Here is a 24,807-nt window from a genome sequence, read left to right as displayed (position 1 = left end):
CACACCGCTGTTGCAGTCGATTCAGGCCTGCATGGCGACAGGCGTCCCTCCTGGCCAAGCCAGCGACACCAATGCAAGACGGCTGTGGTGGGGTGGCCTGGAAGTGCTTCAGGATCTGCTGGAGATCCAGGACAACACCGCAGCAGGCATCTGGCTGGCGGCACCACTGCCGGCCCTCTATGCCCCCGATCTGCTCCAGCGTTTTCAGGGCTGGGTCTGGGCGCCTGAGGTCCTGGATGTGCTGAGTGCCGCCGAGCGATCAACCCTTCTCCCTCCGGATCGCCTCAAAGCAAGACAGTGCTCTGCCCCATCGGCCAGGCCGAACGAGCACTTCCAGCGCCTCCCCTTGAGAGAGTCCGACAGCCACGATCCACTGCTGATCGTGATTACAAGCCGGCTCCAGGTGGCACTGGCCCTCCACGGCGAAGAGGGGCAGCGGCAGCTGCTGATGCGCAGTGAACCCGACATCCTTGGTCAGGCCCTGACGCTGGTTGAACAGCGTCTGCGCCTGGATGCGCCTGAGCAGGCCGACGGGCTGCAACAGGCGGTTCGACAACTCGGTCCTTTGCAGAGCAGCAGCGATCTTGCCAAACAATTCTGGCCCTGCCTGGCGGAGCGACTTGCAGACATGGCGCCCACGGTCATGCTGCAGACGACGCAGGGACCCAATGCCCCGACACATCCACCGCAGTCTGCAGATGATCATGGGGATGAGGATGCGGAACTGTCGCTCCTGGAGGCCATCACGCATGAAGTGCGCACACCCCTGGCAACCATCCGCACCTTGATCCGCTCCCTGCTTCGGCGCCGTGACCTCCCCCAGCAGGTACTTGGTCGTCTGGAGCAGATCGACACGGAATGCAGCGAGCAGATCGATCGGTTCGGGCTGATTTTCCAGGCGGCCGAACTGCAGCGGCAGCCCCAGAGTTCATCCGCGCTGGCTCGCACCGATCTTGGGGCGATGCTGAATCTGCTGGCACCTGGATGGGAACAGCAGCTGCAACGCCGTGGATTGCATCTCGAGCTGAGTCTGGACAGTGAGCTTCCGCCTGTCCTGAGCGATCCAGGTCGACTGGAGCCGATGCTTGGCGGACTGATTGACCGCTGCAGCCGCAGCCTCCCGGCAGGAAGCAGCCTTGAATTGACCCTTCAACCCGCAGGCGCCCGCCTGAAGCTGCAGATTCTCACAAGAACGCCTGATCAGCTCTCAACCACAGCGGCCAACGCTGACGATCTGTCTCAGGAACGCCTTGGGCCAGTGCTCAGCTGGAACACCAGCACTGGTGGGCTGCAGCTGAGCCAGACAGCAACCCGCCGACTGCTTGAGCGCCTTGGCGGGCGCCTCACCCAGCGCCGGGACCGCGGGCTGACGGTGTTCTTTCCAATCGCCGATCATTGTTGACGGGTGTGAAGGTCCGGATCAGATGAGCCAATCAAAGCCGAATCATTTGCTACTTTCCAAACAGATCGGCATGCGGATTTCCTCAGGACAGCCATGACATCAACTCCTTTGACAGGGCAGCTTCCCCAGTACATCGGAAGCACCGGCGGTCTGCTCAATTCCGCTTTAACAGAAGAGAAATACGCCATCACCTGGAGCAGCAAAACCGATCAGGTCTTCGAGCTGCCCACCGGAGGTGCTGCCGTGATGAACACCGGCGAAAACATCATGTATTTCGCTCGCAAGGAACAGTGCCTGGCACTGGGCACCCAGTTGCGTACCAAGTTCAAGCCACGCATCGAGGACTACAAGATCTACAGGATCTACCCCGGTGGAGACACTGAATTCCTGCATCCCAAGGACGGTGTCTTTTCCGAGAAAGTCAACGAGGGCAGGGAGATGGTTGGTCATAACCCACGCCGCATCGGGCAGAACACCAACCCTGCAAAGATCAAATTCACCGGACGCGAAACGTTCGACACCTGATCCACTCTTCCCCTGGATCCATCTCGTCGTTCCGTCGAGCGTCATGATGGTCGGCGGTCGGTTTCGACTCTTTCATGCTCAGTCCCGACCGCAAAGCCTTCCTGGAAGCCGCTCAAGCAGGCGCAACCATGATTCCTGTGGCCTGCAGCTGGCCTGCGGATCTGGAGACACCACTGACCACCTGGTTGAAAGTCGGTGACCAGCGACCACCGGGAGTTTTGCTCGAATCTGTTGAAGGCGGAGAAACTCTCGGGCGCTGGAGCGTGGTGGCCTGTGACCCTGTCTGGACGTTGTCAGCAGCGCGTGATGGGCTCGAGCGAACCTGGCGAGACAATCACCGCGAAACCTTCAGCGGCAACCCATTCGATTGCCTGAGGAGCTGTCTTGAGCCCTACAGACCGGCAACCCTTCCTGGACTTCCTCCACTGGGCCAGCTCTATGGAATGTGGGGCTATGAATTGATCCGCTGGATCGAGCCCAGCGTGCCCGTCCATCCAGCGATCGCCGATGGTCCTCCCGACGGATTGTGGATGCTGATGGACAGCATCCTGATCTTCGATCAGGTGAAACGCCTGATCACCGCTGTTGCCTACGGGGACCTGAGCGGGCAGCGCAATGCAGCCTCAACTCCTGAGGAGGCCTGGGAAGGGGCGATGGAGCGAATCAACTCATTGCGCGAACGCATGGCTGCCCCACTGCCGTCCGTGCGGCCTCTCAACTGGAGACCAGACAGAGGCGCGACCCCGGAGACCAGAAGCAATCGCACCCGCGAGGATTTCCACCAGGCGGTGGATCAAGCGCGTCACCACATTGCTGCGGGTGATGCCTTCCAGCTGGTGGTGAGTCAGCGACTGAGCGCTGATGTCAATCATCCACCGCTGGATCTGTATCGCAGCCTGCGGATGATCAATCCCTCCCCGTACATGGCGTTTTTCGACTTCGGTGACTGGCAGCTGATCGGCTCCAGTCCCGAGGTGATGGTGAAAGCGGAACCGGATCAAGGCGGGATCCGCACAGTGCTGCGACCGATTGCCGGTACAAGGCCTCGAGGCAGTAACCCTGTGGAAGACCGGAACTTCGAAGCCGACCTGCTCGCTGATCCCAAGGAACGAGCCGAGCATGTGATGCTTGTTGATCTGGGCCGCAATGATCTCGGCCGGGTATGTACGCCCGGTTCGGTCACCGTGCGCGAACTGATGGTGATCGAGCGGTATTCCCATGTCATGCACATCGTGAGCGAAGTGGAAGGCCGTCTTGCCCCTGGCAAGGACATCTGGGATCTGTTGATGGCTTCTTTCCCGGCAGGGACTGTCAGCGGAGCACCGAAGATCAGGGCGATGCAGCTCATTCACGACCTTGAACCAGACGCCCGCGGTCCCTATTCGGGGGTCTACGGATCGGTGGACCTGGCCGGAGCACTCAATACCGCCATCACCATTCGCACCATGGTTGTGAAACCGAGGTCCGGCGGCGGATGGACCCTGCAGGTGCAAGCAGGAGCCGGAATCGTGGCCGATTCCCAGCCAGAGGCAGAGTTCCAGGAAACACTGAACAAGGCACGCGGCATGCTCACAGCGCTCGCCTGTCTCGAGGACTTCGGGGCATGACCCGGAACAGGTTGCTCAAAGGCTTTGAAGTCGAACTGTTCACAGGGCGGCCCGATGGACGCAATGTCGGTATTGCAGCCCGCGCACAGCAGGAACTACCAGGATTCGTCACGGAACCGGATCACCGCAATCTCGAATACGTGACCGATCCGCTGGCGGATTACGACGCAATTCCCGAAGCACTGCTTTCACCTCGCCGCAAGTTGCGTCGCTGGCTGATGGAACAAAATCTCACCCTGCTGCCAGGCAGCACCCTCAGCTTCGGCGACACCGAACGTTTTGAGCGTTCAGACCCGAAGAACCCTTACCACTCACTGATTGAATCCACCTACGGCACGGCCGTGGTGACAGCAAGCATCCATATCAATCTGGGGATCAACAATCCAGCCGAACTCTTCGCTGCGCTGCGTCTGGTGCGATGCGAAGCGGCTCTGTTGCTCTCTCTGAGTGCCAGTTCACCCTTTCTCAACGGCCGCATCACCGGAGCGCATTCCCAGCGCTGGCTCCAGTTCCCGCTCACCCCGGCCCGCGTTCCTCTCTTCCTTGACCATCAGCACTTCATCTCCTGGACCAATCAACAGATTCAGGACGGTTCAATGCACAACGTCCGTCATCTGTGGACCTCCGTGCGACCCAACGGACCTGACCGTCCGCACCAACTGAATCGTCTCGAGCTGCGCATCTGCGATCTGATCACTGACCCCGAGGTGCTGATTGCAGTGACTGTTCTTCTGGAACTGCGCGTGCAGCAGGTGCTGCGAGAGCCCATGCAGCACGACCCCCTGCAAAGCAGTGCACTCAATCTGCAACAACTGCAGGAGCTCAGCATGAGCAACGATCGCGCCGCGGCCCGTTCCAGTCTTGAGGCCACATTGCACAACTGGCGCGACGGACGCGAACGCTCCTGCCGAGACTGGCTGGAGCAGCTGATCGACAGCGTGACGCCTCTGGCTCAGGAACTTGGATTGAAGCAGCAACTCGAGCCACTGGCCGCCGTCTTACGAGAAGGGAATCAGGCCATGCGATGGCTGCAGGGAATCCAATCCGGGAAAAGCATCGAAGCGGTGCTGCGCGAAAGCATCACGGCAATGCAGGAGGAGGAAATGCGTGGGGTTTGCACGCCCACCGAGCGCACTTTGGGATGATCATGACGACTTCAGATCCAGACCCACTCTCGATGTCCTCCTCCCCTGCAATCATTCCTGCGAGCGATCAGCCCAGGGCTGGGGTACAGGAGACATCCGGCAATGGCCATCTGCTCCAGCAGCGCCTGGCTCTGGTGGAGGATCTTTGGCAGACCGTGCTGCGCAGCGAATGTCCTGCTGAACAGGCAGAACGCCTGCTGCGCATGAAGCAACTCAGCGATCCCGCCCTTCCCGAGCCCAGTGCCGTCAGTTCGGATTCCGTGGTGTCGCTGATCCGAGATATGGACCTCTCAGAGGCCATCGCAGCCGCCAGGGCCTTCTCCCTGTATTTCCAGCTGGTGAATATTCTCGAGCAGCGCATCGAGGAGGACAGCTACCTCGAAAGCATTGTTCGCTCTCAGGAACTGGCCGAGCAGGTCGATCCCTTCACTCCACCTCTGGCAACCCAGACAGAACCAGCCACGTTCAGTGAACTGTTTGAACGCCTTCGTCGCCTGAACGTTCCTCCAGCACAACTGGAGACTCTGCTTCAGGAGCTCGACATCCGACTGGTCTTCACAGCCCATCCCACGGAAATCGTGCGTCACACGGTGAGGCATAAGCAGCGACGTGTTGCCAGCCTCCTGCAACAGCTGGAGACTGCCTTCGAGACCAGTCCACGCGAAGCCGACGGCATCCGTCTTCAATTGGAAGAGGAAATCAGGCTCTGGTGGCGTACGGATGAACTGCACCAGTTCAAGCCATCAGTGCTCGATGAGGTGGATTACGCCCTGCACTATTTCCAGCAGGTGCTGTTCGACGCGATGCCGCAGCTGCGGCGACGGCTCACAACCGCTCTCGCCTGCAGCTACCCAGATGTTCAGCTGCCTCCTTCCTCTTTCTGCACCTTCGGCTCCTGGGTCGGCTCCGATCGCGACGGCAACCCCTCAGTCACAACCGACATCACCTGGCGCACAGCCTGTTACCAGCGCGAATTGATGCTGGACCGATACATCAGCGCCGTCCAAAGCCTGCGCGACCAGCTCAGCATTTCGATGCAATGGAGTCAGGTGAGTGCTTCTCTGCTGGAATCACTGGAAATGGATCGGTTCCGCTTCCCGGAGGTCTACGAGGAGCGAGCCACCCGCTATCGCCTCGAGCCCTACCGCTTGAAGATGAGCTTCATGCTCGAGCGGCTGCGCCTCACGAAGCTGAGAAACGATCAACTTGCTAATGCAGGCTGGCGTGCCCCTGCCGAAAGTCCGCAACCCTTCGCTCCAGAGAGCCAACCAAGCGAAGCTCTGCACTATGGCTCGGTTGCCGAATTCCGCAGTGATCTCGAACTGATTCGAACCAGCCTGGTGAGCACCGATCTCACCTGCGAACCCCTCGACACACTGCTCACGCAGGTTCACATCTACGGTTTCTCGCTTGCGGGGCTCGACATCCGTCAGGAGAGCACGCGGCACAGTGACGCACTGGATGAACTCAGCCGATACCTCAATCCAGAACAGGCCTACGGAGACCTGAATGAGCAGGAGCGCGTGAGCTGGTTGCTGCAGGAGCTGCAGACGCGTCGCCCCCTGATTCCTCCTGCGGTGGATTGGTCAGCCACCACAGCGGAAACGGTGGATGTGTTCCGGATGCTCCATCGCCTTCAGGACGAGTTCGGCAGCCGGATCTGTCGCACCTATGTGATCTCCATGAGTCACAGCGTTTCCGACCTGCTGGAAGTGCTGCTGCTGGCCAAGGAAGCCGGCCTTGTGGACCCCTCCTCCGGTCATGCGGATCTGCTCGTGGTGCCCCTGTTCGAAACGGTGGAGGATCTGCAACGCGCACCCGAAGTGATGGAGGAACTGTTCCAGACATCGCTCTACAGAAACCTGTTGCCACGCGTGGGCAGCCAGGGGCTGCCTCTTCAGGAGCTAATGCTTGGATATTCCGACAGCAACAAGGACTCTGGATTTCTGTCCAGCAACTGGGAAATCCACAAAGCGCAGATTGCCCTTCAGGATCTGGCGGCACGTCATGGCGTGGCGCTGCGTTTGTTCCACGGCCGTGGAGGGTCAGTTGGCAGAGGCGGTGGCCCTGCCTACCAGGCAATCCTCGCCCAGCCCAGCGGCACGCTTCAGGGAAGGATCAAGATCACCGAACAGGGCGAAGTGCTGGCCTCCAAGTACAGCCTGCCCGAGCTGGCCCTCTACAACCTCGAAACGGTCACCACTGCCGTGGTGCAGAACAGCCTGGTCACCAATCAGCTGGATGCCACACCGAGCTGGAACGACCTGATGGCCAGGCTGGCGAAATGCTCTCGGCGTCACTACAGAGCCCTGGTTCACGACAATCCGGATCTTGTTGCCTTCTTCGAGCAGGTCACTCCCATTGAGGAAATCAGCAAGCTGCAGATTTCGAGTCGTCCGGCCCGGCGCAAATCCGGTGCCAGGGACCTGTCCAGCCTGCGGGCGATCCCATGGGTGTTCGGCTGGACCCAGAGCCGTTTCCTGTTGCCGAGCTGGTTCGGTGTGGGAACAGCTCTCAGTGAGGAGCTGCAGGCTGATCCAGAGCAAATGACCTTGCTGCGCACGCTCCATCAGCGCTGGCCGTTCTTCCGGATGCTGATCTCAAAGGTGGAGATGACACTCTCCAAGGTGGATCTTGATCTAGCCCGTCACTACGTCAGCAGTCTTGGCAGCGCTGATCATCGCGACGCATTTGAACGGATCTACAACACAATCGCGGATGAATACACACTCACCCGACGCCTGGTGCTGGATATCACCAGACAGGAAAGGCTCCTGGATGCAGATCCTGCGCTGCAGCTGTCCGTGAACCTGCGCAACCGCACCATCGTGCCACTGGGATTCCTACAGGTCGCCTTGCTCAAACGACTGCGTGATCAGAACCGTCAGCCACCGATGAGCGAGTTTCCGAGTGACGGCGACGGTCGGACCTACAGCCGCAGCGAGCTTCTCCGTGGAGCTCTGCTGACCATCAACGGCATCGCTGCCGGCATGCGCAACACCGGTTGAGTGGCACTGCTTCCCTTCCGTCAACAGGCCGCCGCTCCAAGGCTCCCGGAGCGCTACAGCGTCAGCATGGAGTTCGTTCCTGACGGGCACAGCATCAATGCCCTGCTTCAGGACTGCGGCGATCAACCACACCCGGTGGAACGTTGGCCACTTGCACTGCAACGCAGCATCTGGCATCTGAGCATCCTTGACAGTGAAGAGCAGCGGCTTGTGGGCTTTGTGAGAGCCACCAGCGATCAGGCGCTCAATGCCAATCTCTGGAACCTCGCTGCCGCTTCAGGACCTGATCAATCCAGATTGCTGGCGGTGCTGGTTCACCGTTCCCTTGCCTGCCTGCGCAGAGATCTGCCTGGATGCAGCATTTCAATTGCAGCACCCGATCAGGCGCTGGATGCACTCAAATCGCGCGGATTCATTCTTGATCCAGGTGGGATCAGAGCAATGGGACTGCGTCTCCGGTAGCTGGTCACTCTTTCTGTACACGAGCATGGAGGGACTCGAACCCCCGACCCTCAGAACCGGAATCTGATGCTCTATCCAACTGAGCTACATGCCCACGCGGCGGCTGGGAGAACAACCACGCTCCGGTTACCTTAGCCACACACCGCACCAGAACCGATTCGGCTTCTCCGGCTCGAACTGCAGGAGTTCCGCAACCACTGCAATCTGCAGCTGGAGATCGATGCGCCTCGTCTGCTTGTGATCGGCAGCAACGGCGTTGGCAAATCCAACCTGCTCGAATCAGTGGAGCTGCTGGGCAGTCTGCGGTCGCATCGATCCAGCCAGGATATGGATCTGATCCACTGGGACGCCTCCCGCGCTCTGCTCAAGGCCACCTGCCTGGATGACGATGTGGTCGAGCTCGAACTGCGGCGACGGGGAGGACGACAGGCACGACGCAACGGCAAGCTGCTGACGCGGCAAATGGATCTGATCGGCCCGCTGCGCTGTGTCGGGTTCAGTGCACTGGATCTGCATCTGGTGCGTGGAGAGCCGGCGCTGAGGCGTCAGTGGCTCGATCGTGTCGTGTTGCAACTCGAACCCGTCTATGGCGACCTGCTCGGTCGCTACAACCGTCTGCTGCGGCAACGCAGTCAATTCTGGAGACGAGGTGGCCTCGGCACATCGCTGGAACGGAACGTCCTGCTGGACAGCTTCGACACCCAGATGGCACTGGTGTGCACACGCATTCACCGACGCCGACGCCGTGCATTGGCGCGACTCGAGCCACTCGCTGCAGCCTGGCAGCAACGTCTCAGCCAGGGCCATGAACAGCTGGAACTGCTGTATTCACCTGGGAGCGTGCTGGAGGGGGAAGAGGCTGAGGAAGCCTGGAGGTTGTCCATCGAAGAGCAACTTCAGCGGCAGCGGCCTGAGGAGGAAAGGCTGGGCAGCTGCAGGGTGGGACCCCATCGCGACGAAATCAATCTGATGCTCAATGGCACCGCAGCCCGTCGCTTCGGCTCTGCCGGGCAGCAGCGCACCGTTGTACTGGCACTGAAGCTCGCCGAACTGGAATTGGTCGGTGAACTCTGTGGTCATCCCCCTTTGCTGCTGCTGGACGACGTGCTGGCGGAACTGGATCCACGCCGCCAGCTCACCCTTCTGGAAGCTGTGGGTGATTCCCATCAATGCCTAGTGAGCGCAACGCACCTGGATGCCTTCGAAGGCCAATGGCGGCAGCGCTCACAGATTCTCAACGCCGATCACTTGAGAAACGGAATGAGAAAAAGCTAAGGTCTGAGGCTCTTTTCCTTGATGCCCTGATGGAGCAGACCCTGTCCTGCCTGCATCCCAACCCGGGATGGGACGACGCTTTGACTGTTACAGCCCCCAGTCCCAGTCAGATGAGTGCTACTGACATGGTGGGGAAACATTGCATCCTTGAGCTCTACGGCTGCGATCAGCGCAAGCTCAACGACGAAGCCTTCCTGAGAACCACCATCACGATGGCAGCGAAACGTGCTGGTGCCACTCTTCTCAACCTCATCACACACCGATTCGAACCTCAGGGTGTTACTGGACTAGCTCTGCTGGCCGAGTCCCATATCTCCATTCACACCTGGCCTGAAAACGGATACGCCGCAGTGGATGTGTTCACCTGCGGCGATCACACCATGCCCGAATCAGCCTGTGAGCACCTCAGGCAAGAGCTAGGCGCAGATCGCCAGTCCATGCGCAGCTTTCTGCGTGAAACACCCTCGGCCGTGGCTGAAGCGGAACGAACACCCAGCGTTCAGGCCGGTTGAATCGACCCTCAACCGGGTAGGCCCCGGTTGAGCTTTCCACTCACCAATCCTTCCAAATCCAGGCTCACACTGGTGAAGCCGAGTTCAAGCATGAACTGAACGAGTGGTTCTCTGAGCTCAGGCGCAAGCAGTTCCGAAAGCCGCTCCTGAGGAACTTCAATTCGAGCAGAGAGGCCCTGGGATCGAACCCTCACACGAGAGAAACCCCGTTCGATCAACCAGGCTTCAGCATGACCTACCTGCCTGAGGCGGTGATGGCTGATCGCTTCCCCGTAAGGAAACCGCGAGGCCAGACAAGGCTGAGCTGGCTTGTCCCACCAGGGGAAACCCAGTGCCCTGGACAGTCGTCGCACACAGGTCTTGTCGATCTGAAGATCAGCCAGCGGCGAAATCACACCAGCTTCACCGGCCGCCTCAAGGCCTGGTCGATGATCGCCGAGGTCATCAAGATTGACACCATCGAGCACCCTCGCCCCTTCAGCCGCCTCTGCTATTGGGGCGAGATGACTGTGCAACTCGCGCTTGCAGGCATAGCAACGATCCGTGGGGTTGCTGCTGTAGGCGGGGTCTTCAAGCTCTTTGGTTTTCACTTCACGATGCCTGATTCCCAGCCAGTGAGCCTGTTGGCGAGCTTCAGCCAAAAGATGAGAGGCCAGAGATGGCGACACACCGGTGACGGCACACGCGCAGTCGCCAAGCTGTTCCTGAGCAATGGCGGCAACGAGGGTGCTGTCCACACCACCGGAATAGGCAACGAACACACGCTTGAAGTTCAGGATCCGTTCGCGCAACTGCTTCAGCCGCTGCTCGTCTTCGATGGAGAGCGGTTCCAGCAGGCGAAAAGTCTCGGGAGCCACTGCTGAAGGCGGGAATCTCAGTATGCTCCGATCGTAAGAAGCGCCATCCAAGTACTGACGATGGACGCAGTCCAGTCATCCGATAGCTCCAGCGGAGCACGTCGCCGCAGCAATCCAGGCATCGGCATCGTCACAGCTGCCGACAGTCGTGAGCGCAGCCTTGGCCAGCTGCATGTCTACGACGGAGAAGGCAAAGGCAAGAGCCAGGCTGCACTGGGAGTGGTGTTGCGCACGATCGGTCTTGGCATCTGCGAGCAGCGGCGAACCAGGGTTCTGCTGCTGCGGTTCCTCAAAGGACCTGGCCGGGCTTACGACGAGGATGCGGCGATTGAAGCCCTGCAGCAGGGTTTTCCCCACCTCATCGATCAGGTCCGGACAGGACGCGCTGACTATTTCAACGCTGACGAGGCAACCAAATTCGACCAGCAGGAAGCCCAGAGAGGCTGGGACATTGCCCGAGGTGCGATTGCCAGCGCTCTTTATTCGGTTGTCGTTCTGGACGAACTGAACCCCGTGCTGGATCTCGGGCTGCTCGACATCAACGATGTGGTCAAGACTCTCTCGGCTCGACCGGATGGCATGGAAATCATCGTGACCGGGCGTGCAGCCCCCCAGCCTTTGATTCAGATCGCCGATCTGCACTCCGAGATGCGTGCCCACAGACGGATCGAGCCCAAGGACGATTCGCTGCTTCCGTTCCCGTCACCGGGTGGGATTGAGATCTACACCGGTGAAGGTAAAGGGAAATCCACCAGCGCTCTGGGCAAGGGGCTCCAGGCCATCGGCAGAGGCATCAGTCAGGACAAGAGCCACCGCGTGCTGATCCTGCAATGGCTCAAGGGAGGCAATGGATACACCGAAGATGCTGCGATCGCAGCGCTGCGTGAGAGCTATCCGCACCTGGTGGACCACCTGCGTTCCGGACGGGACGCAATTGTCTGGCGTGGCCAACAGGAACCGATCGACTATGTGGAGGCCGAACGCGCCTGGGAAATTGCCCGAGCGGCGATTGCGAGCGGCCTCTACAAAACCGTGATCCTGGACGAACTGAATCCCACTGTTGATCTTGAACTTCTACCGGTCGAACCCATCGTGCAGGCCCTGGTGCGTAAGCCCTCCGAAACCGAAGTGATCATCACAGGTCGCTGCAAACACCCTCCGGCCTACTTCGATCTGGCGAATATCCACTCAGAGATGGTCTGTCATAAACACTATGCGGAGCAGGGAGTCGACCTCAAACGTGGGGTCGACTACTGACGCTCTGATACGTCCTCAGTAGCGGGGAACGTCTGGATCAATCTGCTGCGACCAGGCGTCGATGCCTCCCGACACATTGGTGGCCTCGATTCCATGCTCGGCCAAAAGCTCGACCGCACGCGCAGAACGTCCACCCAGCTTGCAGTGCACATAAATGGGTCGTTGTCCGGCAAGGCGGCGAATCTCGTCGATCCCCTCTCCGTTCTCGATTGTTGCAAGCGGGATCAGTTGCGATCGAGGAATCACCCCCACATCGGCTTCCGAGGGATTACGCACATCAATCAGCAGCAGCTCATCGCCCCGGTCCAGCAGTGCACTGAGCTGCTTCACGGAAATGCTTCCCACGCTTGAAACTCCCTCGTGACTGCCGGAAGCGTCGACGCTACAGAACGCCTCATAGTCGATCAGGGTCGTGACGGCAGGTCGGTTGGGCCGGCGTTGCAGACGAAGCTCCCGGAAACGCATGCTGAGGCCATCCACAAGCAGCAGCCTCCCATCCAGAGATGTGCCGATCCCAGTCAGCACCTTGATCGTTTCGGTGGCCTGAAGCAGCCCGATCAATCCCGGCATCACTCCAACCACACCACCATCGGCACAGGAGGGAACAAGGCCGGGTGGCGGTGGCTCTGGCACCAGATCGCGGTAGTCCGGTGACTGGGGGCCTTGGTTGAACACACTGACCTGCCCCTCGAAGCGCTGAACAGATCCGTACACCCACGGCTTGTCAAGCAGGCAGCAGACGTCGTTGATCAGATAGCGGGTGGGGAAATTATCGGATCCATCCACCACGAGGTCGTAGCCCTCGATCAGCCCAAAAGCATTGTCGGTAGTGAGCCGACAGGCATACCGTTCAACCCGGCAATCGGAATTGATGCCCGAAATCCTCTGAGCAGCGGAATCTGTCTTCAGCTGACCAAGACCACTTTCAGAGTGAATCACCTGCCGCTGGAGGTTGGAGAGCTCCACGCGATCATCATCAACGATTCCGACGTGACCGACACCGGCTGCCGCCAGGTACATCAGCAGGGGCGAGCCGAGCCCGCCTGCCCCAACACACAGTACCGATGCCGTTTTCAACCGCTGCTGGCCGATCACACCGAATTCCGGAAGCATCAGATGACGGGCATAACGTCCTCGCTCCTGGGAACTCAGAACGGGATCCGGACAGTGTTCCGTCATTGCAGAGGGATCAATGTGCCATCAGGACACGAGTTCACAGTGTCTCCCACCATTACCTGATGATCGGCTGCCTGGTGATCGATCACCAGCGACAGAGCTTCCGCAGTCCTGTCGGGCATGCCCTGCCCGCCCCCGCGCAACCACCAGGCACGAACCCCGGCGGCACCGGCATCGATGAGCATGACCCCCTCGCCGGCAGCCCATTGCCTGTCAACGGCACTGGGAACCGGCTTTCCCCCGGGATGGGTGTGAGCACTGCCGAGAATTCGCCAGCCTCGCTGACGAGACCATTTCTGAGCAGCGATCTGCTCACGAGGATCAAGTGCAAAGCGTGATCGGCGCGAAGGGGAAGCCGGCGCCTGATCACCATCGCTTTTGATGACATCGCTGAATCCACCGAATCCAGGGTTCCAGACATTGCAACAGGGCCACACAAAGCGCACGGTGGGCTCAGCTGCCGATTCCCCCAGCAGCAATGCGCAGCCCTCCTGCGGTGACACGGCACCGAGCGAAGCTCTGAGAATCATCAGACAATCGAGATCGATACGGAGCCGGCATGGCATTCCAGTGATCTTGCCGATATCGTCGCGGGGTATTAGCAGCCAGCTTAGGCGTCATGAGCGACGAAACCACTACGCAGTCGACTGAAAGCGCCACTGGCGACAACGTTGCCTTCGCCGAGCGGTACAAAGACGTCCTCGGCAAGGTGAATGAAACTCTCGACAAGGTCGACTGGAGTCAGGCAGGACGCATCGGCAAGGTGGTGGGCATTTTCGCTGCTGTGATCGTTGCCCAGATCCTGATCAAGGGAATTCTCGACACGATCAATCTGCTGCCGGTGGTCCCAGGCCTGCTGGAGCTGCTCGGTGTTGTGGTCGTCGGGCAATGGAGCTGGAAGAACCTCACCACCAGCGACAAGCGCAATGCCCTGGTGGCCAGAATCCAGACGCTTCGCAAGGAATATCTGGGCTGAAGCCGATTGGCATCAGCCCCCTTCCCAGATCTCTTCAGAGCAAAGCGAGCCGCAGATCCTTGAGGATCCTGCGGCTTTGCTGTTGGTATCCACCGCCAAACAGATTGGCGTGATTCAAGAGGTGATAAAGATTCAGCACTTCCACCCTTTGTTCTGCGCCAGGCGGCAGGGGCCATTCAGCGCTGTAGCCCTCCATAAAACGACGGGAAAAGCCACCGAACAGTTGGGTCATGGCCAGATCGACCTCACGATCAGCCCACCAACTGGCCGGATCAATCAAGAGGCCGCGGCCATCAGCCAGGACCGCAGCATTACCGGCCCAGAGATCGCCATGCACCAGACAGGGCTCGGGAGCATGACGATTCAGCCATGCGGCGATCGGTTGAAGCAGCGGCTCCCACTGCTGTGCAGCCAGCCCCCACTCACTGGCCAGGCACAGCTGGGGGTGAAGCCTGAGTTGAGTGAACGCATTGCCCCAGCTGTCACACCATCCGGAGGGCTGGGGCCCAAGACCGATGAAGCCATCCTGATCCCAGCCGAAACAACCGGGCCCGGCCGCTGCTGACGCACGATGCAGCTTTGCCAGGCCGCGGCCAAGCCGGAACTGATCGCCGCTGCTGGAATTCCACCAGGCCATCAGCAGTGCTGATTGACCCGAAAGCGGGAGACAACCAAGCACCTTGGGCACTTCGAGCAAGCCCGGATCAGCCCACTGCCGCAGAGCCTGAAGGCCGGACTGTTCAGCAAGCAAATTCTCCGATCGGGCCACCTTGACGAAAAGTTCGTCGCCATCAATCAGGTTCAGCTTCCACGTGGATCCGACACTGCCGCCGCCCACACTGCGCAGACCGACCACCTGTCGCCCCTCAAGCAACCCGGCGTTCGCGGCCAGAGCCCGTTCCAGCTGATCACGCATCCACGCTGATCCACCTCTGCTGCCAGCATGCCGCGATGGAACCTGTCCAGGACGTGATCGTGATCGGTGGCGGGATTGCCGGTCTCACCGCTGCAGCCCTGCTGGCCCACGAGGATTTGAACGTCACCCTGCTGGAGGCGCACCATCAGCTCGGTGGTTGTGCTGGAACGTTCCGACGGGGGGCCTACACCTTTGATGTGGGGGCGACACAGGTTGCAGGGCTGGAAGCTGGGGGCAGTCATGCACGACTGTTTCAGCACCTGAACATCAGACCTCCCGAAGCCGGGCGACTGGACCCCGGCTGTGTGGTGGATCTCAATGACGGGTCACCTCCGGTGCACCTCTGGCACGATCCCCAGCGCTGGCGCAAGGAGCGCAGCCGGCACTTCCCCGGCAGCGAACGCTTCTGGCAGCTGTGCAGCTGGATTCACCGTCAGAACTGGCAGTTCGCTGCGGCTGACCCAGTGCTCCCGATTCGCACTGGCTGGGATCTCGGACGCACCCTCGCCGCCCTGACCCCCGGGAATCTGGCCTGTGCCCCGCTGAGTCTGCTGACGGTTGCCGATCTGCTGACCCTCAGCGGATGCGGCGGAGACCCACGACTCCGGCGCTTTCTCGACCTGCAGCTGCGGCTGTACTCACAGCAACCGAGCGACCGCACCGCTGCCCTCTATGGCGCCACGGTGTTGCAGATGTGCCAGGCGCCACTGGGGCTTTGGCATCTGCACGGATCGATGCAGAGCCTCAGCGATCAGCTGGCGACGGCCCTGGAACGCGATGGCGGGCGTGTGCTTCTGCGCCATCGCGCCCTGCGATTGGAACGAAACGACGGGCAACCTGGATGGTCGGTGATGGTTGAAGGCCCGGCGAAAACCGAGCAGCGCTTGCAGGCCCGCGAGATCATCTGCAGCCTGCCGCCGCAATGCTTGCCGGGACTGATTCCCGACCCACGACAGATGCCCGAGGGGTATCGCAAGCACCTCAACACACTCAAAGCTCCGAGCGGAGCGATTGTGTTTTACGGAGCTGTTGAACGTCATCATCTGCCGGACAACTGCCCTGGACATCTCCAACGGGATGGAGAGACACCGGGCTCACTGTTCCTGTCGATGAGCCATGACGGTGATGGTCGAGCCCCGGAGGGTCAGGCCACCGTGATCGCCAGTGTGTTCACCTCACCGGAGGGTTGGCACGATCTGGATGAAACGGCTTACCAGAAGCGCAAAAAAGAACTTGGCGACTCGATTCGTGCTGGAGTGAACGCCGCCCTGAAACTGCCCGATCACGCCTGGCTGCATCAGGAACTGGCGACACCGAGGGGGTTCGCCCACTGGACCGGTCGGCCGGATGGCGTGGTGGGTGGCCTTGGCCAGAGCCCAGGTCGGTTCGGGCCCTTCGGACTCGCCAGCCGCACCCCCATCTCCAACCTGTGGCTATGTGGCGATTCCATTCACCCCGGAGAAGGCACTGCTGGAGTAAGCCTGTCAGCACTGATGGCCTGCAGGCAATTGATGGCCGAACGAGGTCTGAAGCTCACGCTGAAGGCCTAGCTGGATCCGAGGGGGGCTCCAGGAAACCGGGACGCAGTTCACGGGTCTTGTCGAGCTCCTTCTCCAGCTGAGACCAGTGGCCATTGATGATCGCCTCTTCGAGCTGCTCGAGGCTCCATCGATAGGCGGCAAGGGACTTCAGCAATGCGGAGGTGTTGTGAGAAGCCATCGCCGTACCCAGTGCTGGATTACCTCCTCCAACCCTGGTTGTATCAGCGAAACCGCTTGAGGCCAGCTGACGCGCCAGATCACGAACACGTGGATCTCGCTCCTCTCCAAGCACACGCAGCAGCGCTGCGCTCACCATCACCGGCAGATGCGAGATCAGGGCAACGGCCTGGTCATGAATGAGTGGATCCGCACTGACCCAGTGCGCACCGAGCAAGCCAGCCAAGGCTCTGACCTGTTTCAGGGCTTCCGGATCTGTCTGCACTTCAGGAGTACCCACCCAGGGGCGTCCCTTGAATAAGCCGCTGCAACCTGACTCCACACCAGACTCAGCAGTGCCCGCCATGGGATGAGACGCCACAAAGCGGGGATGACGATCTCTCCAGACCTCCAGAACGGCTCCCTTCACCGACCCCACATCCGTGATCACAGCCTCAGATGGGAGGGCTTGAATCAGTGCCTCTTTGGGCTGAAGCAGGGCCTCAAGCGGCAACGCCAGAACGACAAGATCACAGCCCTCGAGGCAAGCGGGATCGCTGCTGACAGCATCGACAAGCCCACGCTGCACAGCACGCTCCGCTGTGCTGGCCCGATGCACGAGGCCCTGAACACAGACCCCGAGAGCACGCAGATCGAGACCGATGGAACCCCCGATCAGGCCAAGACCCACAACACCGACCCTGTTGAAGCCAGCCGGATCTGCGATCCGCTCCTGATCCATGACTGCTGTTCCCACCCAGACCATGTTGCTTGACCCATGCAGGGATCGGAACAGCTCAGCCTGAACCGATGATCGACCCGGAGGTTCTTAGGCTTCCTGAATGCTGGAAGTCCAGGCCCATCAGCAGCTCAAGCACCTGCTCAGGGGAGAAGCTGGCCACTGGGAGCACCAACTGACCCTGAGCCGTCTGGTGGGACGGAGTCTGCGACGCCAGGATCGAACCAGAATCCAGTTATCCGCAGGCAGCAGCGACCGCTGGTGGCTGGCCCTGCTCGTTCCGCTCAGTCTGCGCAGCCGACACACTGTGCTGGTTCTCGATCCAACGCAACAGCAGCGGCTGCTGCAGCTTGAACGACCGCGTCTGCTCGAAAGCGGATTGAAGCTGGGCTGCTGGACAGGATTTGCTCCCCCCCCCGGAGACCAGATCTGGCTGTTGACACCCCACCAGCTTCTGGATGTCCATCGCCAAGGACAGCTCCGTCCTGAAGACCATCTTGTTGTTCCCGAGGCGGAATGGTTGCCTGACCGCCTCCGACGGGCCATGACCGTGAAGATCGACTCCTGTCACTGGGAGCAGCTGCGAGCAGCGTTTCCCTCCGCTGGCGAGGCGTTGCTTGAGCTGCATGAACGCCTGAGTCGTCAGCTGGTAGCCCTTGGCGCAGGAACGAGCCGCGATCTCACCATGCCCGAGAGCGCGCTGACCCTGGTTCGCGATCTGCTGCAGCTGCTGGGACCAACTCCAGAACCCTGGTCCCAGCTTATGTCCATGGACCGAGCGTCATGGGCCAGCTGGGCTCGCGTGGACTCAAACACCCTGCAGTGGAGCTGGCAGCTGCAACCGCTTGAACCACTGATCACGCTGGAATCACTCTTCTCAGAGCATCCCTGGACGCTGATCCATGGCGATGGAGGCTGTCGCGGTCATGTTGAAGAGCCGTGCAGCGACAGCGATGAGCTGCGTATTGATCTACGCGATGCAGCGCGTGGTGAACCGCTGCCGATCTATCTGCCCAGGCGTCAGCCGCTCCCGAACACGGAAATTTTCGCCGCCCATCTGCTGGAGCAGAGTCGACGCCTGATCCTGGGCCGGTCGGGGTTGACCGGTGTACTGGTGGACGCTCCCTGCATGCGACAGCGGCTCTGCAGCGAGCTTGCGGCGGAGTTCGGCAGCAGGGTCACTCTTGAAAGCACCGCACCGGAATCCAACGGAGTGATCTGCTGCAGCTGGAACTGGTGGTTGAACCATCAGCATCTGCTTCCGGAACCGGAACAGCTGATTGCAGCCATGCTGCCGATCTCCAGTCTGGAAGATCCCCTCACCGCAGCCCGCGTGGAGTCGATGAAGCGGCAGGGCCGTGATTGGTTCCGCACGCTTCTGCTCCCCGAAGCCCTGGCGGTTTTAATCCCTGCCATCGCTCCGCTGAGACGCAGCGGCGGTCGCCTGGCCATCCTTGATGGACGGGTCCGCGGACGCAGCTGGGGAGAGCAGGTGCTGCGCGCGCTTGAACCCTGGGATTCATTGCAGAGACTTCGACCGGACTGAGGGGGCACTTCTAGGCTGATCGAGAGCTTGTGAGGCCAGTGATGGGAGAAGCACGACGCCGTGCCAGTCAGGGACTGCCACCACGTCAGCGCAAGCCCGACCCCAAGGATGCAGAACGATTTATCGCCTGGTTGCCGCTGACCCGAGCCCAGGCCACGCAATTCGTATCCATCACCACACGAGGCGCCTGGATCGGCATCGCCGCCCTGGTGCTGTTCTGGGTGGTGGTGCGTTTCATCGGCCCTGCAGCAGGCTTCTGGACACTTGCCGACAGCCCATAAAACTGCAAACGCTCATCAGCGACCCTGAATTCGAAAGAAAACCTTTAGGCTCATATGAACCTGAATGGTGTTCTGCGTGTTTCTACGACTCTCCGAGCAGTACCGCTCGGTCGTCCAGGATCTGGTCATGAGCCTGCAGGCTTTGGCCGGAAATCTCAGGAAACAGGGCATCACCGCCACCTGCTACGTCTGCGATGACGGCCAGGACGGAAGCGGGGCTTCATTCATGGCCGAACTGGGCGAGCATCACATGGTGCGCTTTCTGGTCTCTGATTTCGGCATCAGTTGGGTTGAATCCCGCAATGGCCGCGAACTGGTGAAATTCGAAGGTGCTGAAGCGATCCAGGAGCTTCAGCGCATCACAGGACATCTGCAGAGGAGCCGCAGTGAATGCAGCTCCTCTGCGCTCCAGCAGGGCTGATCAGGCTGCATCCTTCGACGACACAGCCGCCTCAGAGGCCTTGGCAAGAGGCTTGGCAGCAGCGGAACGCGCGGCGGCAGCAAGAGGACGCATGGAGTTGGAGGTGACTTCCGAACCTTCCGTCAGCTTCTGACGCACCAAGACTTCAATCGAATCCTTGGCTTCCTGGTTCTGCTCCAGCCAACCGATGGTGTTGTCACGCCCCTGACCGATGTTGTCGCCCTCATAGCTGTACCAGGCGCCCTTGCGAGTCACGACACCCGTCTCCTCGGCCAGATCGAGCAAACAACCCAGCGTACTGATGCCACGGCCAAAGAGAATGTCGAATTCCGCGATGCGGAAGGGTGGAGCCACCTTGTTCTTGGCCACCTTCACCTTCGCGCGGATTCCATATTCCTCAGTACCGCGCTTGAGCGTCTGAATACGGCGGATATCAAGACGCACCGAGGCATAAAACTTGAGGGCATTACCACCGGTGGTGGTTTCCGGGTTGCCGTAAGTGACGCCGATCTTGAGACGCAGCTGGTTGAGGAAAATCACCGTGCAACCGGACTTGCCGATGTTGCCGGTGATCTTGCGCATTGCCTGGCTCATCAGACGGGCCTGACTACCCACAGCCAGATCACCCATCTCACCCTCGATCTCGGCACGGGGCGTCAGAGCGGCGACGGAGTCAACCACCACGATGTCGACAGCCGCGGAACGAACCAGCTGATCAACAATTTCCAGCGCCATTTCGCCCGTATCCGGCTGGGAGACCAGCAGGTTTTCCACATCCACCCCCAACGATGCGGCATAAACCGGGTCGAGAGCATGCTCGGCATCCACGAAGGCGGCGACACCTCCGTTGCGCTGAACCTCAGCAATGGCATGCAGGGTCAACGTGGTCTTACCGGAACTTTCGGGTCCGTAGACCTCAACGACACGTCCCTTGGGATACCCACCTCCAAGAGCGAGATCCAGAGTGAGGGCTCCAGTGGAAATGGTTTCCACCCTCATCCTGGAAGCGTCTCCGAGGCGCATGATCGAACCCTTCCCGAAGTTGCGCTCGATCTGACCGAGCACAAGGTTGAGCGCTTTGTCGCGCTCACCGGGGCGGACATCTCCACCGGAGGACTGGGAGGCTTTCACATCGGCTGGCATGGCTGAAACAGTTAAAGAGCAGAAGAACGCCGCAGGCAGCTGATCGGGACGGCGGCTGAACCGACGCCTCGGTGTGATCAGGGACCGGACAGATCATCCAGTGCCCCGACTCAGGCCATCCGTCTCACGTAGTACAGATGTACGTTATCGAATCAGGGCCACTCCGCCAAGGGGGCAGCGAACTGCTCAGGCCTGAGCAGACGAATGCCCTCGGGAAGTTCCACCAGGTCGGTCGGCTTCAGATATCCCCAGCTGACCAGCCAGCAAGGGAGGGTTTCGAGGCCCGGGGTCGCCCGAACGGTTTCAAGAGTGGGGCGACGGTCCTCAACAAAACCGTCCAGGGTCCAGTCACAGGCCAGACGGCGCAACACCTCAGGCTTGGATCCAGACTCATGGCCATCAAGCCGAGCAGGCCTGAGCCCCATCGAGGCGAGCAGCTCGGCAGTGAAATCCCGTGCCTTGGTGGTGAGCACCGCCCAGGCCATGCTCTCTTGCGCCAAGGCATCCAAACGCTCGGGCACACCCGGATAGGGCTGATGCAGAGCGAGCCAGCTGTCCCGATCGACAAGCACGGCCTCAGCCCTCACAGCCTCCAGGGTCTGCTGCAGCAGAGCAGGAGTCCAGCCGAAGCGCGCAAGCGCAGTGGCGCAGTGCGCCGCATAGTCGTGAACAAACACCTGGACCCCGAGCTGTTCAAGTGGTCCGCGTTGCTCTGCGATCAATGCCGCGATCAGCACCATCTCCCAACCGTGATGAATCCAGGGCCTGAGCTGCCGGAACTGTGGAGGTGTGGACTCGGGAAGATCGGCAGCGGAATACAACCGCAGACAGGCACGACGAGCACTCCACCAGTACTCATTCATCCCATCCACAATCACCCCGTCGAAATCAAAGACCAGGAGACTGGGTGACAGCAACAGGGATGAGAAAAAACTGGGCCGCTAGGATTCGAACCTAGGAATGGCGAGACCAAAACCCGCTGCCTTACCACTTGGCGACGGCCCATTGACTCCATTGTTGAAGCTCCATGCGGAGGTCAACTCTGGAAGTTCAAATAGTTACTCACAATGGAGTGACCTTCGTCAATCCATTCACGCCGGCATGGCGTGGGTCATGGGGGAAAAACTCTGAGCCGGCGTTGATCACTGGATCCATAGACGTCGCTTTGAAGGCTGTAACGCGCCACGAGATCCGCCTGCATCTGAAGAACGTTCTCGTTACGCGGTAAAAGCTCAACCGGACGCCCCTCCGACATCACAATCTGCTCCACCGCCAACCTGCACTCCTCAAGAGCAGCCAGCGCATCGCCTGGATCGGGATGACCAGAGGCTCGCTCAGGCTCCTGATCCCTGCCGGACAGGGGCTGACGGTTGAGCAGGCGCTCAAGAGCTCGCTCGACCTGGGCCAGAGAATCCGACTTGATCACGAGGATCGGAACCCCGGCCTCCCGTGCCTGCCGGCGAAGCTCAGGCTGACGCCCCAACCCCTGACGCACGCTCAGAAGCACATCAGCACACGCCAGATCATCAACAGCTTTGACAGGCCAGCCGTGACAGCGGACAGCCTCTTCCAGCCGCTGCCGACTGAGTCCACAACAGAGCACCTGCAGCTTCTGCTCACGCGCAGTCTCAACAGGGGTCGACTTTTCGGGAGCATTGCTCCTTCTGGCAGAACGTCTGGGATCAGGCAAAGGCACGACGGCCAGGGCGGGCCGCCGCTGAGGGGGCTGCGGCGTTGATGGTTCTGGATCCACAAGCCTGACTCCACCGTCCGCCAGCAACTCGCGCTCCTGAGGTCTGGGGCTTTGTCCGCGAAGCAGCAGATCCACCGTGCGCCCGACGTCATCGTGAACAGCCCAGCGATGGCGGCTGTGCATCTCCACAGCGAGCGGGAAGGTCGGTTCGGCAGCACGCTCGAGAACCGTTTTCTGGGTTCGGCGGCGGCGAGCCTCATCGTCGCCAAGGGTGACCGACTCGATCCCCCCAATCAGATCGCACAACGTTGGATTCTTGATCAGGTTGGCGAGGGCATTGCCATGGGCGGTGGCCACAAGCATCACGCCCCTCTCTGCAATCGTGCGTGCCGCCTGAGCTTCCAGCTCAGTACCGATCTCGTCGATCACGATGACTTCAGGCATGTGGTTTTCCACCGCCTCGATCATCACCTGATGCTGAAGCTCAGGCCTGGCCACCTGCATGCGCCTGGCACGACCGATCGCTGGATGTGGAATATCACCATCACCGGCGATTTCATTGCTGGTGTCGATCACGACGACCCGCTTGTGCAGGTCCTCGGCCAGAACACGGGCAATTTCCCGCAGAGCAGTGGTTTTGCCCACACCGGGGCGTCCCATCAGCAGCAATGACTCTCCGCTGTCGAGCAGATCACGAACAATGGCGACAGTCCCGAAAACGGCACGTCCAACGCGACAGGTGAGGCCGACAACAGCACCGCTCCGGTTACGGATTGCGCTGATGCGATGCAGGGTGCGCTCAATGCCCGCTCGGTTATCAGCACCGAATTGGCCGATCCTGTTGACCATCTCCTCGAGGTCCTGGCGTTCCAGGCAGTGGCCGCCGAGTTCGACCGAGCGACCTGGGTAACGCGCTTCCGGAATCCGACCGAGGTCTAGAACGACTTCAAGCAGCTGACTGCGTCGTTCAGCGGGGGCGAGAGCGTTCTGAACGGGCGTTGGCAACAGCGCGAGCAGCCGCTGCAAATCATCGGTGATGCGCTCTGTACCCATGGCCCAGGCTCCCAGTGCTCGTCAGGACCTCAACGCCTTCTAGCAGGACTGAGTCCCTTATCGGGAACAGTCAGGGGCGTGCAAGCCAGGGAATCACCAGATCCCGAGCCAGTGCAAGGGCCTGCTCCCAGCCAAAAGGCCAGTCACGCAATGTGGTCCGGCGGCATTCGGCCTCCTGCAGCAGAGGTTGCACGATCGAACGGGCCATCCCACCGAAAGCCACACCTGCCGGACCACTGGAGCGCAGCAGCCCAAGACCGTTGAGCAGGCCAATGGTCGCGCTGTTGGTTCCTCCAGCCAGCTGCAACGGCCCGGGAGGTGCGCTTGTCCGAACCTGCTGCCAGAGCCGCAGAGCCGAACGCGCCGTGCCAGCTCCGACATCACCGCTCATCGGGCGTCCATCAAGCTGCCAAAGAGGACGAAAGCCACGTCTTCTCAAGCACTCATGGCGCCCCCAGAGTTCCTTGACCAGGTCCTGGGAGCGCAGGCCATGCCCTTCAAGACCGCAACTCACAGCCACCCTTTTCAAAGGAATCGAGGCAGCTGCAACTTCGTCGAGCGTGCGATCAAAGTCCTGCTGACGCCCAGGGGCGGTATGAACCTCAATCGCATCGGGTTGTAGCTCAGCCAGCAGAAGGGCGAGGTTGTCGAGACCCACTCGATGATCGGAGGTTTCAATCAGGCCAAGGGGGCAGGCCGGCAAACAACGCCCACAGCCGTAGCAGCGGTTGGGGTCGACGCCGGGACCGGCATGAATGGCATCAGCAGGGCAGACCTTTTCACAGGGTCTTGCACAATCAGGCGGGCATCGGGAAGGGTCAAAGATGGCTTTACGAAAATGGGCATCGCGTCCGTCGCTGACGCTGACCATCAACCAGGGGGATTGACCGGTGCGTTCCCTGGCCCAGCTGAGACCCGTTCGAGCAGCATTGACAACAGCGGCATCGGCTGCAACGTCAACACACTGAACCCCGGCAACGGCATAGAGAGCACAGAGATCTGCAATCGCAGCCAGATCCTGATTGCTGGCTCCACAGATCAATTTGACCCAACGCCCCTCTGCGAGGGCTTCATCACCGGCGGCATGTGAACCGGTGACCGGCAGAAGACAGGTGG

The 24,807-nt window shown here is 60.5% G+C and carries 23 protein-coding genes and 2 tRNA genes; 14 read left to right on the top strand and 11 right to left on the bottom strand.

All coding sequences use genetic code 11. The features are described from left to right. Window positions 1-31: 31 nt before the first annotated feature. From SIB73_RS15150 to SIB73_RS15125, 6 genes are all read left to right on the top strand, one after another. On the top strand, window positions 32-1,402 hold the full coding sequence (locus SIB73_RS15150) for a sensor histidine kinase (RefSeq protein ID WP_413406095.1): 1,371 nt from the start codon (window positions 32-34) through the stop codon (window positions 1,400-1,402). Window positions 1,403-1,495: 93 nt separating this feature from the next. Then, window positions 1,496-1,927, top strand: a complete 432-nt coding sequence (locus tag SIB73_RS15145; RefSeq protein ID WP_413403856.1) for a photosystem I reaction center subunit II PsaD — start codon at window positions 1,496-1,498, stop codon at window positions 1,925-1,927. A 74-nt stretch (window positions 1,928-2,001) separates the two neighbouring features. Further along, window positions 2,002-3,534, top strand: coding sequence for an anthranilate synthase component I family protein (locus SIB73_RS15140; protein WP_413403857.1), 1,533 nt, complete (start codon window positions 2,002-2,004; stop codon window positions 3,532-3,534). Then, window positions 3,531-4,679, top strand: coding sequence for a glutamate--cysteine ligase (gshA, locus tag SIB73_RS15135; protein WP_413403858.1), 1,149 nt, complete (start codon window positions 3,531-3,533; stop codon window positions 4,677-4,679). The genes SIB73_RS15140 and gshA overlap by 4 nt, the downstream gene beginning before the upstream one ends. Continuing rightward, entirely contained in the window at window positions 4,676-7,687 is a 3,012-nt protein-coding gene (gene ppc, locus SIB73_RS15130; protein WP_413403859.1) for a phosphoenolpyruvate carboxylase, read from the top strand. The genes gshA and ppc overlap by 4 nt, the downstream gene beginning before the upstream one ends. Continuing rightward, window positions 7,688-8,149, top strand: coding sequence for an N-acetyltransferase (locus SIB73_RS15125; RefSeq protein ID WP_413403860.1), 462 nt, complete (start codon window positions 7,688-7,690; stop codon window positions 8,147-8,149). Between the two features lie 20 nt (window positions 8,150-8,169). Here SIB73_RS15125 and SIB73_RS15120 read toward each other — a convergent pair. Continuing rightward, window positions 8,170-8,243, bottom strand: a tRNA-Arg gene (locus tag SIB73_RS15120). A gap of 83 nt (window positions 8,244-8,326) precedes the next feature. Here SIB73_RS15120 and recF point away from each other — a divergent pair. Next, on the top strand, window positions 8,327-9,424 hold the full coding sequence (gene recF / locus SIB73_RS15115; protein WP_413406097.1) for a DNA replication/repair protein RecF: 1,098 nt from the start codon (window positions 8,327-8,329) through the stop codon (window positions 9,422-9,424). A 29-nt stretch (window positions 9,425-9,453) separates the two neighbouring features. Further along, complete coding sequence (speD, locus tag SIB73_RS15110) at window positions 9,454-9,936, top strand: adenosylmethionine decarboxylase (protein WP_413403861.1); 483 nt, start codon at window positions 9,454-9,456, stop codon at window positions 9,934-9,936. 8 nt (window positions 9,937-9,944) lie between these two features. Here the strand turns inward: speD and larE are convergent, their stop codons facing one another. Then, the gene (gene larE / locus SIB73_RS15105; protein WP_413403862.1) at window positions 9,945-10,793 is read right to left on the bottom strand and encodes an ATP-dependent sacrificial sulfur transferase LarE; all 849 of its coding nucleotides are present in this window, start codon (window positions 10,791-10,793) and stop codon (window positions 9,945-9,947) included. Window positions 10,794-10,853: 60 nt separating this feature from the next. On the opposite strand from larE, the gene SIB73_RS15100 reads away from it, so the two are divergent. Then, window positions 10,854-12,050, top strand: a complete 1,197-nt coding sequence (locus tag SIB73_RS15100; RefSeq protein ID WP_413403863.1) for a cob(I)yrinic acid a,c-diamide adenosyltransferase — start codon at window positions 10,854-10,856, stop codon at window positions 12,048-12,050. Between the two features lie 15 nt (window positions 12,051-12,065). On the opposite strand, the gene moeB is transcribed toward SIB73_RS15100, so the two are convergent. Together moeB and SIB73_RS15090 are read right to left on the bottom strand one after the other, a co-directional pair. Next, complete coding sequence (moeB, locus tag SIB73_RS15095) at window positions 12,066-13,229, bottom strand: molybdopterin-synthase adenylyltransferase MoeB (protein WP_413403864.1); 1,164 nt, start codon at window positions 13,227-13,229, stop codon at window positions 12,066-12,068. Further along, window positions 13,226-13,792: a M67 family metallopeptidase gene (locus SIB73_RS15090; protein ID WP_413403865.1), complete on the bottom strand. Its 567-nt coding sequence runs from the start codon at window positions 13,790-13,792 to the stop codon at window positions 13,226-13,228. Before SIB73_RS15090 ends, moeB begins: the two co-directional genes overlap by 4 nt. A 53-nt stretch (window positions 13,793-13,845) precedes the next feature. Here SIB73_RS15090 and SIB73_RS15085 point away from each other — a divergent pair, with 53 nt between their 5' ends. Beyond that, on the top strand, window positions 13,846-14,202 hold the full coding sequence (locus SIB73_RS15085; protein ID WP_114993300.1) for a CAAD domain-containing protein: 357 nt from the start codon (window positions 13,846-13,848) through the stop codon (window positions 14,200-14,202). Between the two features lie 34 nt (window positions 14,203-14,236). Here the strand turns inward: SIB73_RS15085 and SIB73_RS15080 are convergent, their stop codons facing one another. After that, on the bottom strand, window positions 14,237-15,118 hold the full coding sequence (locus tag SIB73_RS15080; RefSeq protein WP_413403866.1) for a fructosamine kinase family protein: 882 nt from the start codon (window positions 15,116-15,118) through the stop codon (window positions 14,237-14,239). A 35-nt stretch (window positions 15,119-15,153) separates the two neighbouring features. Here SIB73_RS15080 and crtD point away from each other — a divergent pair, with 35 nt between their 5' ends. Continuing rightward, the gene (gene crtD / locus SIB73_RS15075) at window positions 15,154-16,668 is read left to right on the top strand and encodes a C-3',4' desaturase CrtD (protein WP_413403867.1); all 1,515 of its coding nucleotides are present in this window, start codon (window positions 15,154-15,156) and stop codon (window positions 16,666-16,668) included. On the opposite strand, the gene SIB73_RS15070 is transcribed toward crtD, so the two are convergent. Then, window positions 16,652-17,557 (bottom strand): prephenate/arogenate dehydrogenase, encoded by a 906-nt coding sequence (locus SIB73_RS15070; protein ID WP_413403868.1) that lies wholly within the window; start codon window positions 17,555-17,557, stop codon window positions 16,652-16,654. The genes crtD and SIB73_RS15070 overlap by 17 nt on opposite strands. A 100-nt stretch (window positions 17,558-17,657) precedes the next feature. Between SIB73_RS15070 and SIB73_RS15065 the strand changes: the two genes are divergently transcribed. From SIB73_RS15065 to SIB73_RS15055, 3 genes are all read left to right on the top strand, one after another. Beyond that, window positions 17,658-19,100 carry a helicase gene (locus tag SIB73_RS15065; protein WP_413403869.1) on the top strand — a complete coding sequence of 481 codons (1,443 nt, stop codon included), beginning with the start codon at window positions 17,658-17,660 and terminating at the stop codon, window positions 19,098-19,100. Between the two features lie 41 nt (window positions 19,101-19,141). Next, entirely contained in the window at window positions 19,142-19,381 is a 240-nt protein-coding gene (locus tag SIB73_RS15060) for a DUF2839 domain-containing protein (RefSeq protein ID WP_066904418.1), read from the top strand. 76 nt (window positions 19,382-19,457) lie between these two features. Further along, window positions 19,458-19,802, top strand: coding sequence for a DUF1815 family protein (locus SIB73_RS15055; RefSeq protein ID WP_413406099.1), 345 nt, complete (start codon window positions 19,458-19,460; stop codon window positions 19,800-19,802). On the opposite strand, the gene recA is transcribed toward SIB73_RS15055, so the two are convergent. The 5 genes from recA to SIB73_RS15030 all read right to left on the bottom strand — a co-directional run bounded on the left by recA (window position 19,803) and on the right by SIB73_RS15030 (window position 24,733). Continuing rightward, window positions 19,803-20,945, bottom strand: a complete 1,143-nt coding sequence (recA, locus tag SIB73_RS15050; protein WP_413403870.1) for a recombinase RecA — start codon at window positions 20,943-20,945, stop codon at window positions 19,803-19,805. It abuts the gene before it with no gap. A gap of 152 nt (window positions 20,946-21,097) precedes the next feature. After that, window positions 21,098-21,862, bottom strand: coding sequence for an HAD family hydrolase (locus SIB73_RS15045; protein WP_413403871.1), 765 nt, complete (start codon window positions 21,860-21,862; stop codon window positions 21,098-21,100). 16 nt (window positions 21,863-21,878) lie between these two features. Further along, a tRNA-Gln gene (locus SIB73_RS15040) sits at window positions 21,879-21,950 on the bottom strand. Window positions 21,951-22,056: 106 nt separating this feature from the next. Then, window positions 22,057-23,691, bottom strand: coding sequence for an AAA family ATPase (locus SIB73_RS15035; protein WP_413403872.1), 1,635 nt, complete (start codon window positions 23,689-23,691; stop codon window positions 22,057-22,059). A gap of 70 nt (window positions 23,692-23,761) precedes the next feature. Continuing rightward, entirely contained in the window at window positions 23,762-24,733 is a 972-nt protein-coding gene (locus SIB73_RS15030; protein ID WP_413403873.1) for an LdpA C-terminal domain-containing domain, read from the bottom strand. Window positions 24,734-24,807 lie beyond the last annotated feature (74 nt).

This window comes from Synechococcus sp. MIT S9509 (assembly GCF_047303035.1).
Lineage (GTDB): Bacteria > Cyanobacteriota > Cyanobacteriia > PCC-6307 > Cyanobiaceae > Synechococcus_C.
The sequence above is the reverse complement of the archived record's forward strand: the minus strand, read 5'-3'. Positions and strand labels throughout refer to the sequence as shown.